The organism is Nocardia sp. JCM 38205 (genome assembly GCF_058222935.1).
This window is the reverse complement of record NZ_JBYHFL010000001.1, coordinates 1,442,768-1,457,264: the sequence shown is the minus strand read 5'-3', so window position 1 is coordinate 1,457,264 and position 14,497 is coordinate 1,442,768. Positions and strand designations below refer to the sequence as shown.

Genomic DNA, 14,497 nt, shown 5'->3' with positions numbered 1-14,497 from the left:
GTCCGGCATCGCCCGCCCTGGCCGAGGTGTCGGCGGTACCGGGTATGAGGGGTTCGGGCACAGGGGTGTTGTAGCTCACTGGTGGCACGCCTACTTCGGTAGGAATTATTCGGACCACGGTCCGGTTATCAACCCATAGCTTACATCGGCAGTCGCTACCAGTAGACCAGGAGAAGACATGAGCACGACCCGCATCCTCACCCTCGTCGGCAGCCTCCGCGCCGGCTCGATCAATCGCCAGCTCGCCGAGGCCGCGGTGCAGATCGCCCCGGACGACGCCGCGATCTCGATCTACCAGGGCCTGGCCGAGATCCCGTTCTACAACGAGGACCTCGACGTCGAGGGTTCGGTGCCGGCCGCCGCGCAGGCGCTGCGGGCCGCGGCCGCCGAGGCCGACGCCCTGTTGCTGGTCACCCCCGAATACAACGGCACCTTGCCCGCCGTGCTGAAGAACGCCATCGACTGGCTCTCGCGCCCGTACGGCGCCGGTGCCATCAAGGACAAGCCGGTCGCGGTGGTGAGCGCCTCCATCAGCCCCAACGCGGCGCGCTGGGCGCACGGCGACGCGGTCAAGTCCGTCGGCGTCGCGGGCGGGCGGATCGTCGAGACCGCGCATCTGCACTTCGCCACGATCGGCGAGCGGTTCGGCGCCGCGCATCCGCGCGAGGACGCCGAGGCGTTGACCGCCCTGTCGGCCACGATCGCCGAGCTGGTCGGCGCCGCGCGAGACGAGCTCGTCTCGGCCTGATCCCGCGTACCGCCGACGGTGCCGCCCGCTTCCTTCGCCGGATGCGGGCGGCACCGTCGTTTCTGGGTCGCGACGGCCTCATGCGAGGGTGGTGACGATGGGGCGGGATAGGCGCAGGAGGCGCTCGAGGCGCTTGTGACCGACGTGATGCAAGGGTTTGCTGGGGAAGCGCCGAAGTATCGAATTGTGATCTGTGACACGGTCGTGTCGGCTTGCGAATCGACTGTCCAGGGACTTACGGCGACGAAATTTCATTCTTGTGACTCGCAACATGTCGTGTTGTTCCAAAGTGTCGGCCACTAGGTGTAGTGTCTTCGGTACTGGAGCGGGGCAAGCGAGAGCACCTAGCCCGACCCAGTGAGGACCGGCCCGAGCAGGGGATTTCGGGCCAGATCCAGGAGTTTGCGCAGCAACCAGGATCTTGCTGTCACAGGCACTGCATACGGATCACCGGCTGTGGATCAGGCATAGGAGAGAGGGACATCATCAATGACCATCACCGTGTACACCAAGCCCGCTTGCGTCCAGTGCAATGCCACCTACAAGGCCCTCGACAAGGCCGGGGTGGACTACGAAGTCATCGACATCTCCGAGAACGCCGAGGCGCGTGATTACGTCATGGCGCTGGGTTACCTGCAGGCCCCCGTGGTCGTCGCGGGCGACGTGCACTGGTCCGGTTTCCGGCCCGACCGCATCAAGTCGCTGGCCGTCGCGGCCTGATCCGACGCATCCGTCCTTCCGATGTGAGAGGGAGGTGGCCATGTCCGAGTCCTCCGACGCCTCGGACAACGCGCTGGTCTACTTCTCCAGCGCGTCGGAGAACACACATCGTTTCGTCGAGAAGCTGGGTCTCCCGGCGACTCGCATACCACTGCACACCGCCGATTCGCTGCGCGTCGACGAACCCTACGTGCTGATCGTCCCCACCTACGGGGGCGGTCGGCACGTTCTCGGGGGGAGCCGGTCCGATAAGGACTTCGTACCGCGGCAGGTCGCCAAGTTCCTCAACGATCCGCACAACCGCGCCCTGCTGCGCGGAGTCATCGCGGCCGGCAACACGAACTTCGGCGAGACCTTCTGCTATGCGGGAGAGGTGATCTCGCGCAAATGCGGGGTGCCGTACCTGTATCGCTTCGAACTCATGGGAACCGCGGAGGACGTCGAGCGCGTCCGAGAGGGATTGGGATTGTTTTGGCAGCAACAACGACAGCACCGACCGGTAAGACGGCCCGCCTAGAGCAGGCCCCCATCCGGGGCGCGGAGGGCGGCGAGGTACTCGATTACCACGCCCTCAACGCGATGCTGAACCTGTACGGCCCGAACGGCGAGATCCAGTTCGACAAGGACCGTGAGGCCGCCCACCAGTACTTCTTGCAGCACGTCAATCAGAACACCGTCTTCTTCCACAACCTGGACGAGAAGCTGGACTACCTGATCGACGAGAACTACTACGAGCGCGAGGTACTGGGTCAGTACAGCCGCGAGTTCATCAAGAGCCTGTTCCAGCAGGCCTACGCCAAGAAGTTCCGGTTCCCGACCTTCCTCGGCGCGTTCAAGTACTACACCTCCTACACCCTCAAGACCTTCGACGGTAAGCGCTACCTGGAGCGGTTCGAGGACCGTGTGTGCATGGTCGCGCTGACGCTGGCCGCAGGCGATGAGCAGCTGGCCCGCGAGCTGGTCGAGGAGATCATCGACGGCCGCTTCCAGCCGGCCACCCCCACCTTCCTCAATTCGGGCAAGAAGCAGCGCGGCGAACCGGTGTCGTGCTTCCTGCTGCGCATCGAGGACAACATGGAGTCCATCGGACGCTCCATCAACTCCGCCCTGCAGCTGTCCAAGCGCGGTGGTGGTGTGGCGTTGCTGCTCAGCAACATCCGTGAGCACGGCGCGCCGATCAAGAAGATCGAGAACCAGTCCTCCGGCGTCATCCCGATCATGAAGCTGCTGGAAGACTCCTTCTCCTACGCCAACCAGCTCGGCGCGCGGCAGGGCGCGGGCGCGGTGTACCTGCACGCGCACCACCCCGACATCTACCGCTTCCTCGACACCAAGCGGGAGAACGCGGACGAGAAGATCCGCATCAAGACCCTCTCGCTCGGCGTGGTGATCCCCGACATCACCTTCGAACTGGCGAAGAAGAACGAGGACATGTACCTGTTCTCGCCGTACGACGTAGAACGCATCTACGGCAAGCCGTTCGCCGATATCGACGTCACCGAGAAGTACTACGAGATGGTCGACGACAAGCGCATCCGCAAGTCGAAGATCAAGGCGCGCGAGTTCTTCCAGACCATCGCCGAGCTGCAGTTCGAGTCGGGCTACCCGTACATCATGTTCGAGGACACGGTGAACCGGGCCAACCCGATCGCGGGCAAGATCACCCACTCCAACCTGTGCTCGGAGATCTTGCAGGTCTCCACGCCGTCGGAGTTCAACGACGATCTGTCCTATTCGAAGGTCGGCAAAGATATCTCCTGCAACCTCGGCTCGCTCAACATCGCCAAGACGATGGACTCGCCGGACTTCGCCAAGACCATCGAGACCGCGATCCGGGCGCTCACGGCGGTCTCGGACCAGACCCACATCTACTCGGTGCCCTCCATCGAGCAGGGCAACAACTCCTCGCACGCGATCGGTCTCGGGCAGATGAACCTGCACGGTTTCCTGGCGCGCGAGCGGATCCACTACGGGTCCGAAGAGGGCATCGACTTCACCAACATCTACTTCTACACCGTGGTCTACCACGCGCTGCGGGCGTCGAACCGGATCGCCATCGAGCGCGGTAGCTACTTCGGCGGTTTCCCGGAATCGAAGTACGCCAGCGGCGAGTACTTCGACAAGTACACCGATCAGGTGTGGGAGCCCAAGACCGATCGGGTGCGGCAGCTCTTCGACGAGGCGGGCGTGCGCATCCCCACCCAGGACGATTGGCGTGAGCTGAAGGCCTCGGTCATGGAACACGGCATCTACAACCAGAACCTGCAGGCCGTGCCGCCCACCGGCTCGATCTCCTACATCAACCACTCCACCAGCTCGATCCACCCGGTGGCGTCGAAGATCGAGATCCGCAAGGAAGGCAAGATCGGGCGCGTCTACTACCCGGCGCCCTACATGACCAACGACAACCTCGAGTACTACGAGGACGCCTACGAGATCGGCTACGAGAAGATCATCGACACCTACGCCGCGGCCACCCAGCACGTGGACCAGGGCCTGTCGCTGACGCTGTTCTTCAAGGACACCGCCACCACCCGCGATCTCAACCGGGCCCAGATCTACGCCTGGCGCAAGGGCATCAAGACCTTGTACTACATCCGGCTGCGTCAGATGGCGTTGCAGGGGACCGAAATTGAGAACTGCGTCAGCTGTATGCTATAAGTGCTGCTCGTCGTAGGCGAAGGGCGGGGGTTCTCATGGATAGGCCAGCTCATGGTGTTATCTATGGAGTTCGCCTCTGTGCTGAGTCGAAGCCAATCCCAACTTCGGAAAATTCGGTCACGCGCACCCGCGGTTCGGACACGCGATGCCGGCGGAATCCCGGCAGCGACTATCGGAGATGCGAACGGGCGCGGGAAATCCGAACTACGGGCGGGCAGCAGGCACTGAGACTCGGGCAAAGATGTCTGCCGTTCGAAAGGGCCGACCGATGCCGTCGAGTAAGCGTAGCGCGCACACGCGGTATCACACGAACATGGGCAGGTTCAAACAGTCTTGTATGTACTGCGTGGAGGATCTGGCGAACCAGAACGCCTCTCGACCGGACGGGTCGGTGAACTCGGCCGTCAGCCCAGGTCCTGAGACGTCGACGTAGGCCCAGCGGCACTGGCATCGGCACCGGCCCGGCTGACCACGGCAGCGGCCGCACCGGCGCGCTCGTCGGTGGCGCGGATCGGTGAACACCGGTCCCCGCCATTTCTTTTGGCGACGTTGTCGGTGGCCGGCGCTATTGTGGTCGCATAGGGAGTGTGTGTGACCAGAGGGGTGGCGGCCGTGGGTGATGTTGTATTCGTGATCGATGGCGGTGGTCGCCGTGGCCCGGACTGGCTCGATCAGGTCACCGGCGAGCTACGCGCCGACCTCGAGGAGATCCGCGGGGTGCGGGTGCGCTCGGTGCCCGTCGCCGTGCCAAAGGGCGCGAAATCCGGTGTGGTCGAACAGATCGGCCAGCTCGCCGTATCCGGCGGTGCGCTCGGCACCGCCGCCTGGGTGGTGCGCGATATCGTGGCCAAATTCATCGACCGGGCGGGGGCACGGTCGATCACCATCAAGAAGGGTGAGGACGAGCTCACCATCACCGCGGCCTCGGCCGAACAGATCGACCGGCTGCTGGATCTGCTCACCGATGAATAGCCCGGCCGGACAACGCATCGCGCTGTTCATCGCCAACGACACCTACCATTTCGACGGGCTGTCGCGGCTCTACGCGCCGGTCTCCGATGCCGAGCAACTGCGAGAGTTGTTGCGCGATCCGGAAATCGGCGGCTTCCGGCCCACCGATCTACTGATCAACGAATCCAAGGCCGAAATCGAGCGCAGCATCGAGCGCCTGTTCCGCGGGGCAGGCCCCGACGACGTGGTGCTGCTCTACTTCTCCGGCCATGGCCTGCGCACCCGGCAGAACCTGTACCTGGCCACCAGCAATACCGATCCGCAATTGTTGTCGAGCACGGGGATCTCGGCCACGTTCATCCGGGAGCTCATCAAGGATTCGGCGGCCGCGGCGAAGGTCATCCTGCTCGACTGCTGCTACAGCGGGGCCTTCCTCGGCGCCGACGTGATGAAGTCGACGCCGACCATCGACGACGTCGGCCAGGAGCTCGCCGCCGGTGAGGGCATCTGCGTGCTCACCGCGACCAGTGCGGTGGAAACCGCCGAAGACGGGCGCGGCGGTGCCGATCAGTCGGCGCCGCTATCGATCTTCACCGCTGCCATGGTGAAAGGCATCGGCACCGGCCTGGCCGACAACGGCAGCGGCCGCATCAGCGCCCACGACCTGTGGACCTACACCCTCGCCGAAGTGCGCGCCCGCACCAGCAGGCAGACGCCGAACCACTACGGCCTGCTCAAGGACGAGGTGTACATCGCCAAGGTGCGGCGCAGGCATCCCGGTGCGGTCGAGGTGGGCGACCGCGTACAGCTCGGCGGCCTGCTCGGGCGGCTGGAGCAGGACGCGACCCTCGGGCTGCGGGCCGAAGCCTGGTGGGGCACCGGACGATTGAAGGTGCCGGTCGGGCAGGAACGCCGCACCGACGGCGCCGCCGGGGAGACCGTCTGGCTGGACCTCGCGGGCCCCGACGGCAATCTGCTCGTCGTCGGGCGCGCCGGCGCGGGCAAGAGCACGCTGCTGCGCACCCTCACCGGCTCGCTCGCGCTCACCCACGCACCCGACGAAGCGCAGATCTATGTCCTGGAGTCCAGCAATCGGCTCGGGTCGATGGGCGCGCTACCACATATCGCCGGGGTGGCCGGCGACGACGAACCCGAGCAGGTGCTCTCACTGCTGCAGACCATCGTCGCCGAGATCCGTTCCCGCAAGAAGATGTACCGCGCCAACAACATCGACTCGCCGGCCAGCCTGCGCGCGGCGCGGTCGGTACTGGTCGGCGGGCCCGCCGCCGATATCTTCCTGCTGCTGGACCGGTGGGGCGATTTCTGCGAGCAGATCCCCGATTTCGCCGCCATCCTGCGCCAAGTGGCCAGCGCCGGCCCCGAATACGGCGTGCACGTGGTGGCGACGGTGCGCGATTGGAGCGAGGCGCCGGATTGGCTCGCGGATCTGCTGCCCTCCCATATCGAGCTGCGCCTGCACCGCCCGCACGAATCGCGGATCCACCCGGAGCGGGCCGCCCGCCTGCCCGACGGTCCCGGTTGGGCCCTGTACCGCGGCCGCCCGTTCCGCATCGCCATGCCCGACCTGCGGGAACTGCCGCCGGACAAGATGGTGCTGCCCGATCTGGCCGACGGCGCCGCCGAACTGGTCAGCCGGGTCGCGGCGGCCTGGCCGGCTCGCCGGGCCGACGGCGAGATCCGCCGCCCCTCCTTCGACGGCAACGTCGATTTCGCCGACCTGTTCGGTATCGGCGCAGACGACCGGCTCGACCTCGAAGTGGCCTGGCAGCACCGTTCCAAACACGAGCGGTTGCGCATCCCGATCGGCGTCACCCATCTGGGTGAGACGGTGGAGCTGGATCTGAAACAGGTCGGCGAATCGGGGATGGGTCAGTACGGGCTGGTGGTCGGCGCCGCCGGATCCGGTAAATCGATGCTGCTCAAGGACATCGTGCTCGGTTTGGCGGTCACCCATCCGCCGGACGCGGTGAACTTCCTGCTCGTCGACTTCCGGGGTAGCGAAACCTTCGACGGACTCCAGCCGCTGCCGCACGTCTCGGCCGTGGTGAACGACCTGGCCGCGGAATTGCCGCTGGTGGATCGGCTGATGGCCACCCTCGCCGGTGAGATCGAACGGCGCAGGCAGGTGCTGCGCAGGCACAATTACGCCGATATCGGCGCCTACGATTCCGCCCGCAGGCGCGGCCGCGATCTCGAGCCCCTGCCCGCCCTGGTCCTGGTGATCGACGAGTTCACCGAATTGCTCGCCCAGAAACCGGATTTCGGCGACACCCTGGTCGCCATCGCCCGCCGCGGCAGGGCGCTCGGTCTGCATCTACTGCTGTCCTCGGCGCGTCTCGAGGGCTATCGGCTCGGTCCGTTCGAGGCCTACCTGTCCTTCCGGATCGGGTTGCGGATGTTTTCGGCGGCCGAATCGCGCATGGTGCTCGGGGTACCTGACGCCTACGAGTTGCCGAGTACGCCCGGCTTCGCGTACCTGAAAGCCGATGCCGCGGCACCTATCCGATTCAAAACCGCCTATCTGGCGCGGCCGGAGCGGCGCCACGACCAGGATGCCGAGGCGCGCGGTGTGCAACGGACCCTCCTCGATTCGCTGGTATCGCAGGTGCGCGCGGCCGGTGTGCCCGCCCGCCGGATCTGGCTGCCGCCGCTGTCGGAGCCTGCCACCATCGACGAACTGATCACCGATCACCGCTGGGCGCCCGGCGGTTTCGGCATGCTGGAACTACCGGTCGGGGTGGTGGACGATCCGTTCGAACAGCTGCAACGTGCCCTGGTGCTGCCGCTGGCCGGCGAAGACGGCAACGTCGCGGTGGTGGGCGGGACGCGCTCGGGCAAATCCACCACCTTGGCCACGATCGTGCTGTCGGCGGCCGCCACCCACACACCCGAGCAGGTGCAGTTCTATGTGCTCGATATCGGTGGCGCACTCGCCGACCTCGAGCAGGTGCCGCATGTGGGTGCGGTGGTCGGGCGCGGCGAGCCGGACCGTATGCGCCGCACCGTCGCCGAAGTCGCCGCGGTGCTGAGCAACCGGCGCCAGCTGTTCCAGGAACTGGGGATCGCCTCGATGGCCGAGTACCGGCGACGGCGCGCGACCATGCCGGATCCGGCGCGGGCGGACGCGTTCGGCGATGTCTTCCTCGTCGTCGACGACTGGGGCTACGCTCGCCGGCACGACGAGGCGCTGGAACAGCATCTGATCGATCTCACCGCCGATGGCCTCGGCTACGGGGTGCACGTCATCGTGTCGGCGGTCCGGTGGGCCCATCTGCGCCCGGTGTTCCGTGAACGTTTCGGCACCAAACTCGAACTGCGCCTCGACGATCCGGGCGAATCGGAGTTCAACAAGAACGACGCTGCGCGCGTGCCAGGAACGCCGGGCCGGGGGCTGGTCCGCGCCGGAACGCGGATCAAGGCCATGATGATCGCGATGCCGCGGCTGGAATCGGGCGCCGAGCTGAGCGCCCCGGCAGGTGATCTGCTGTCCTCCGGCCGGATGCTCGCCCAGCGTTACCCGGGCAGGCGCGCACCCGAGGTGCGGGCGTTGCCGATGCGGGTGGCGCGGGAGAATCTGCTGGCCATCGCCGACGCGGAGGGGATCGAGCAGAGCGCCCGCCATGTGGTGATCGGCCTGCGGGCGACCGATCTCGCCCCCTTGGTGCTGGATTTCGCCAAACAGCCGCATTTCGTGGTCTTCGGCGACGCCGAATCCGGGAAGACGACGCTGCTGGCCAATATCGTCGACGGTCTCGGCCGCGCGGCCACCAAGGACGAGGCGGCGCTGGTCATCATCGATCCTGCGCGCCGGTTGCTGGAGATGTCCTCCGGGCTGCCGCAGGTGGCGCGCTATTCGCCCACACCGCAGACGATCACCGAGGCCGTCGACACCGTCGTGCAGTTCATCGAGAAACGCACCGCAGGCCCGGACGTTTCGCCGCAACAGTTGCGTGACCGCAGCTGGTGGCGGGGGCCGGAACTGTTCGTCATCGTCGACGATTACGAGCGGGTCTGCGCCGCCTCCACCGGCAACCCGCTGGCGCCGCTGGCGGAATTCCTCGCCCAAGGCCACGACATCGGCCTGCACGTGATCATCGCCCGCGCCAGCGCCGGCGCCGCACTCGCCCTGCACGACCCGGTCCTCGGCCGGCTGCGCGACCTCGGCGCCGACGGCCTGGTCCTGAGCGGTTCCCCCGAGGAAGGCGCGCTGCTCGCCAACGTCCGCCCCACCACCCAACCCCCCGGCCGCGGCACCTTCGTCACCCGCTCCCGCCCCCCGGAATTGGTCCAGCTCAGCTACCTGCCGCAGCTGTGAAGGGTGGTCCGCCTCATCCTGGCGGGCCGGCAATCGCGGCCATGCCGAGTAGCCGGGGCTCGACAGAGTCCGCCAGGCCCGGAGTGGCTTCTGGCTGCGTCAGCCCGGCTGCCGGTGCGACGCCCGGCGGGTGTGACGGCGGCGACGCGGGGAGCTGTTGTCCGACACGCCCGGGGTGTGAAACGCCGTGTGACGAACGTGTCGGTGCGCGGGTGGGACAGATGGGATGTATCCTGCACGGGAATGCGTTTGCATAAGAACCGGCGGGCGTCCGCTTGCCGGTAGTGGGGACCGGCCGCGATATGACGCGGCGGCGAATTCCGGAGGAGGTGGTGTTGCGATGCGCAGCGAACCTCCCAGTCGAAGGCCGCGCGGCGCCGCGCCTTCGCGTTCCCGGTAGCAGGTTCTTCCGGCGGTAGCGACTGGCGTGAGCGCCCGCGGTGTGATGTCGATTTCCGATTCACTCGCCAACTCACTGCTGTGCCGAGGACTTTGCCATGTCGCAGACCGAACTGATCCACGAGCGTCCCACGCTGTCGGAATCCCTGCAGGATGTCGTCGAACGCCACCGCGTCGACGCGGCCCTGCACTGGCTCGACACCCACCCACCCCACGTCATCGCCGACGAGATCGCCCGCATGGACGCCGTCGGCGCCGGTGTCGCGTTCCGGCTGCTGGACAAGGACCTCGCGCTGGCGGTGTTCGAAGAGCTGGAGCCGGTCGACCAGCAGCAGATCCTGCAGGGCATGCGGGATCAGAGTTTCCGCGAACTGGTCGAGGCCATGGCGCCCGACGACCGTGCCCGGATGCTGCGCGAGGCACCGGCCAAGGTCGCCAAGAAGGCGTTGGCGGGGCTGAGCCCGCGGGAACGCCGGATGACCGCCGCCCTGCTCGGCTACCCGGAGGGCTCGGTCGGCCGGTATATGACGCCGGAAGTCGTTGCGCTGCCGGGGAATCTGACCGTCGCCGAAGCCTTGCGCACCGTGCAGCTCAAGGGTGCGGGCGCCGAAACCGTCTACACCCTGCCCGTGGTCGACACCGGACGCCGGTTGCGCGGCATCGTGGAACTGCGGGAGCTGGTGCTCAGCAGCCCCGAGACGATGGTGGCCGATCTGGTCGTCACCGAGCCCGCGTTCGTCCGCGCCACCGACTCCGCGGAGAAGGCGGCCCGGTTGATGCGCGAGACCAACGACCTCAACCTGCCCGTCGTCGACAGTGAGGATCGCCTCGTCGGGCTGCTGACCTTCGATGACGCGGTGGAGGTCATCGAGGCCGCCGACACCGAGGACGTCGCCAAGCAGTCCGGTTCGGCGCCGTGGGAAGGCCACTACATGGCGGCGGGGGTCTTCCAGCTGGCCCGGTACCGGGCGCTGTGGCTGCTGCTGTTGCTGCTGGCGGCCACCTTGACCGTCAGCGTGACCGATTTCTTCGAGGGCACCCTCGAACAGGCCGCGCAACTGGCGCTGTTCATCCCGCTGCTGATCGGAGCGGGTGGCAATGCGGGTGCGCAGGCCGCCACCGCGTGCGTGCGCGCGCTGGCGGTCGGTGAGGTTCGTGGCAGCGATCTGCTGAAGGTGATCTGGCGCGAATGCCGGGTGGGGCTGGTACTCGGGGCCATGCTGGCCGGGGCAGGCGTGGTGATCGGGGCCTTCTTCGTCGGCCCGCGCATCGCGGTGGTCGTCGGCGTCACGCTCATCATCATCTGCGGGTGGGCGGCGACCATCGGCGGCACCATGCCGCTGCTGGCCAAGCGGTTGCGGATCGACCCGGCCGTGGTGTCGGCGCCGATGGTGACCACGCTGGTGGACGCGACCGGCCTGATCATCTACTTCACCACCGCGAAGCTGGTGCTCGGGATCTGAGCCGGACCGCCGCGCTCAGGGCAGCGGGTACATGGTCATCAGCTGGTCGCGGGCCCGCTCGACCTCCGGCTGATTCTTACCGAGCACGGTGATCACGGGCAGTGCGCCGCCGGGCAGCTCCGGGCCCACCGCGAAGGTGTAGCCGATGAATTGGCCGCCGCCGACGCGGCCGACGTAGACGGTGCGGTTGTCCATCGTGACGGTCTGATCGCGGCGGATCTCGTCTTCGGCCTGGTAGCCGTACTCGATGGCGGTGGGCGCGTCGGTGGTGCCGAACCGGCAGGTGTGGGCGGTCTGATAGTCGTGCACGGGCAGTGGGGTGGCGGCGAGCTTCGGCAGCGCCTCGCACGGGTCGGCGCCGGTGAGCACGGTGCGCACCGAATCCGGCGAGGTGCCGTAGCCGGGGCTGCTCGGCAGCTGCTCGATCGCGGTGTCGATCAGCGCGTTGCCGATCGCGCAGGTGTCGACCGGAGTCGGCGCCTCGACGGTCAGCACGATCTGTGCCATCGACGGGAATTCCGCGGTGGCCCAGCACTGTTTCGGCTCCGCGGTGGACCCGAGATCCTCCGGTGAGAGCACCTCGACCTTGACCTCACCGACCCGCCGGGTCTCCTGGACGGTGCTTGCGGCCGGCGCCCACGCCAGCGCCCAGGTGGTGTCGACCGCCGATCCGCCGGCGTCGAGGCGGGCCCGGCAGCCGTTGATCGTCTGCCCACCGACGTGCACCTCGCCGACGGTCCCGTGCTCTTGCAGTGCCGACCGCGGTATCAGGGCGCACGGATCGACCGTGCGGATGCGCTGGAACACCTCGGAGACCTGCGCCTCGGAGACGGCGGGGGTGAACCAGATCTCATCGACCGGACTCGACGCGCTCTGCTGCTGACAGCCGACGCCGCCGATCACTACTGCGGCAACGATGGCCAGGCGACGCAACAACGAAACTCCCTCGGGTGGGCGCCGACCCACCGAGGGGGACCGGTCTTCGGACAAAATAACTCGAGCCCGACGCCACGATCGAATCGTGGACGCCGGGCTCGAGCAGACCGCCGGTTCTAGAACTCCCAGTCTTCGTCTTCGGTGTTGACGGCCTTGCCGATGACGTAGCTGGACCCGGATCCGGAGAAGAAGTCGTGGTTCTCGTCGGCGTTGGGCGAGAGCGCCGACAGGATGGCCGGGTTGACTTCGGTTTCGTCCTTGGGGAACAGGCCCTCGTAGCCGAGGTTCATCAGCGCCTTGTTGGCGTTGTAGCGCAGGAACTTCTTGACGTCTTCGGTGAGGCCCACCTCGTCGTAGAGATCCTGGGTGTATTCGACCTCGTTGTCGTAGAGCTCGAACAGCAGCTCGAAGGTGTAGTTCTTGAGCTCGTCGCGTTCGGCCTGGGTGACCTGCTCGAGGCCCTTCTGGTACTTGTAGCCGATGTAGTAGCCGTGCACCGCCTCGTCGCGGATGATCAGCCGGATCATATCGGCGGTGTTGGTGAGCTTGGCCCGCGATGACCAGTGCATCGGCAGGTAGAAACCGGAGTAGAACAGGAAGCTCTCCAGCAGGGTTGAGGCCACCTTGCGCTTGAGCGGCTCGTCACCGCGGTAGTAGTCGAGCACGATCTCGGCCTTGCGCTGGAGGTTGCGGTTCTCCTCCGACCAGCGGAAGGCATCGTCGATCTCGCGGGTGGAGCACAGCGTGGAGAAGATCGAGCTGTAGCTCTTCGCGTGCACCGATTCCATGAACGCGATGTTGGTGAGCACCGCCTCCTCGTGCGGGGTGAGCGCGTCGGGGATCAGGCTCACCGCGCCGACGGTGCCCTGGATGGTGTCGAGCAGCGTGAGGCCGGTGAAGACCCGCATGGTCAGCTGCTTCTCGTCGGCGGTCAGGGTGTTCCACGACGGGATGTCGTTGGACACCGGCACCTTCTCCGGCAGCCAGAAGTTGCCGGTCAGCCGGTCCCAGACCTCGGCATCCTTCTCGTCGGGCACCCGATTCCAGTTGATGGCCGACACCCGATCGATCAGTTTCATCCTGCCTCCACGCCTTTCCCGCGCACATCCGAGCACGCTGCTGTCACGGAATTCCCTACACCCAGAACACTACTCCTTGTGGGTGACAACTCCGGACAACACAACACCTTGTGTCGAGCGGCCATCCTCACCGGCTAGGTGGGGAGCTGTGGCGGCCGCTGCCGTGCGCCCTATTGTCCGCCATCGCCGGGCCGGGGCGTGCATCGGTGCCGGGTGCGTCGCGCGCGATCGCGGAGGATTTGCCAGACCCGCAGGTGGGGCGCCTCGGCGACCGGGGACCGGGGCGGGATCGCTCAGTTGCCGGGCTGCGGGCGGGTGCCGCCGGGCGGTGGCCCCGGCGGGCGGCCGTTGCTCGCGCCCGGTGGCATCCCGCCGGGGGCGCCGCCGTCGGGGGAGGTGTTGGCCGATTTTTCCGCGACGCCGATGGTGAGGGTGGCGGTGAGGCCGGTGGCGGGGGAGCCGGTGACGTCGGCGAGCTCGGCGTCCCAGCCGTCGCCGAAGACCATGTCCGAATCCAGCGATACCGCCGACAGATTCGGGATGCTGGCCGAATAGCCGGAGTCGTAGGCGTAGACGGCTTCGCAGGCGTCCTCGGGCAGTGCGATCTGTGAGGTGAGGCGGGCGTTGTCGCCGGCGACCGCGGCTTCGAGGGAGTCGTAGACCTCGAAATGCAGGTGCGGCCAGCGGCCGTCGTAGCAGGCCGGGAAGATCGAGGCGAAGGTGATCTTGCCCGCACTGTCGGCGATCTGGACTCCGCGCAGATAGTTCTGTTCGGTGACGCCGTCGCTGTAGAGCGAGTAGCGGCCTTCCCGGTCGCACTGCCACAGATACAGCGCCATGCCCGCGCCGAGGGTCCCGGCGGCCAGATCGTGCAGGGTGAGGTCGATGGTGAGCGGCACACCCTCCGCCACACCGGTGTAGGCGCCGAAGCTGCCGGTGATATCGGAGCGGACGACGCCGGATTCGATCAGCACGTTCGGGCCATTGGAACCGTCGCCGGGGTAGGGGCCGGCGGTTTCGGCGGGTGCGGCGACGGGCGTCTCGGTCGACGCCGCCGTGCTCGTCGTCACGGCCTCGGCGCCGTCGTCGCTCGCGCACCCGGCTGCCACCGCGGCAGCCCCCGCGGCGCCGGCCGCACCGAACATCCACAGCGCCCGTCGACGCGACATCACCCGCAGATCGTGCGCGAGCCCCAGATCGTGCT

Annotated in this window: 10 protein-coding genes; 7 read left to right on the top strand and 3 right to left on the bottom strand. The window is 67.0% G+C overall.

What is annotated here, in order from left to right; all coding sequences use genetic code 11:
- Positions 1-178: 178 nt before the first annotated feature.
- From AC4HOU_RS06720 to mgtE, 7 genes are all read left to right on the top strand, one after another.
- The gene (locus tag AC4HOU_RS06720) at positions 179-748 is read left to right on the top strand and encodes an NAD(P)H-dependent oxidoreductase (RefSeq protein WP_195019791.1); all 570 of its coding nucleotides are present in this window, start codon (positions 179-181) and stop codon (positions 746-748) included.
- 489 nt (positions 749-1,237) lie between these two features.
- Complete coding sequence (locus AC4HOU_RS06715; RefSeq protein ID WP_163816944.1) at positions 1,238-1,468, top strand: redoxin NrdH; 231 nt, start codon at positions 1,238-1,240, stop codon at positions 1,466-1,468.
- A gap of 40 nt (positions 1,469-1,508) precedes the next feature.
- Positions 1,509-1,985, top strand: a complete 477-nt coding sequence (gene nrdI / locus AC4HOU_RS06710; protein ID WP_163816946.1) for a class Ib ribonucleoside-diphosphate reductase assembly flavoprotein NrdI — start codon at positions 1,509-1,511, stop codon at positions 1,983-1,985.
- A gap of 11 nt (positions 1,986-1,996) precedes the next feature.
- Positions 1,997-4,129, top strand: a complete 2,133-nt coding sequence (gene nrdE, locus AC4HOU_RS06705; RefSeq protein ID WP_490724264.1) for a class 1b ribonucleoside-diphosphate reductase subunit alpha — start codon at positions 1,997-1,999, stop codon at positions 4,127-4,129.
- Between the two features lie 612 nt (positions 4,130-4,741).
- Positions 4,742-5,101 carry a hypothetical protein gene (locus tag AC4HOU_RS06700; RefSeq protein WP_228815128.1) on the top strand — a complete coding sequence of 120 codons (360 nt, stop codon included), beginning with the start codon at positions 4,742-4,744 and terminating at the stop codon, positions 5,099-5,101.
- Entirely contained in the window at positions 5,094-9,416 is a 4,323-nt protein-coding gene (gene eccCb, locus AC4HOU_RS06695; protein WP_280212963.1) for a type VII secretion protein EccCb, read from the top strand. The genes AC4HOU_RS06700 and eccCb overlap by 8 nt, the downstream gene beginning before the upstream one ends.
- Positions 9,417-9,913: 497 nt before the next feature.
- Complete coding sequence (gene mgtE, locus AC4HOU_RS06690; protein WP_163816198.1) at positions 9,914-11,278, top strand: magnesium transporter; 1,365 nt, start codon at positions 9,914-9,916, stop codon at positions 11,276-11,278.
- Between the two features lie 15 nt (positions 11,279-11,293).
- On the opposite strand, the gene AC4HOU_RS06685 is transcribed toward mgtE, so the two are convergent.
- From AC4HOU_RS06685 to AC4HOU_RS06675, 3 genes are all read right to left on the bottom strand, one after another.
- The gene (locus AC4HOU_RS06685) at positions 11,294-12,214 is read right to left on the bottom strand and encodes a hypothetical protein (RefSeq protein WP_195019788.1); all 921 of its coding nucleotides are present in this window, start codon (positions 12,212-12,214) and stop codon (positions 11,294-11,296) included.
- A 116-nt stretch (positions 12,215-12,330) separates the two neighbouring features.
- Positions 12,331-13,293 (bottom strand): class 1b ribonucleoside-diphosphate reductase subunit beta, encoded by a 963-nt coding sequence (nrdF, locus tag AC4HOU_RS06680; protein WP_014352279.1) that lies wholly within the window; start codon positions 13,291-13,293, stop codon positions 12,331-12,333.
- A 293-nt stretch (positions 13,294-13,586) separates the two neighbouring features.
- A complete protein-coding gene (locus tag AC4HOU_RS06675) occupies positions 13,587-14,462 on the bottom strand; it encodes a dioxygenase family protein (RefSeq protein ID WP_490724263.1) in 876 nt (291 codons plus the stop codon).
- Positions 14,463-14,497: the final 35 nt, after the last annotated feature.

Bases quoted from the DNA above. Each gene is read 5' to 3' on its own strand.
- AC4HOU_RS06720 (WP_195019791.1), top strand. From the start codon at position 179: ATGAGCACGACCCGCATCCTCACCCTCGTCGGCAGCCTCCGCGCCGGC.
- AC4HOU_RS06715 (WP_163816944.1), top strand. From the start codon at position 1,238: ATGACCATCACCGTGTACACCAAGCCCGCTTGCGTCCAGTGCAATGCC.
- nrdI (WP_163816946.1), top strand. From the start codon at position 1,509: ATGTCCGAGTCCTCCGACGCCTCGGACAACGCGCTGGTCTACTTCTCC.
- eccCb (WP_280212963.1), top strand. From the start codon at position 5,094: ATGAATAGCCCGGCCGGACAACGCATCGCGCTGTTCATCGCCAACGAC.
- mgtE (WP_163816198.1), top strand. From the start codon at position 9,914: ATGTCGCAGACCGAACTGATCCACGAGCGTCCCACGCTGTCGGAATCC.
- nrdF (WP_014352279.1), bottom strand. From the start codon at position 13,293: ATGAAACTGATCGATCGGGTGTCGGCCATCAACTGGAATCGGGTGCCC.
- AC4HOU_RS06675 (WP_490724263.1), bottom strand. From the start codon at position 14,462: ATGTCGCGTCGACGGGCGCTGTGGATGTTCGGTGCGGCCGGCGCCGCG.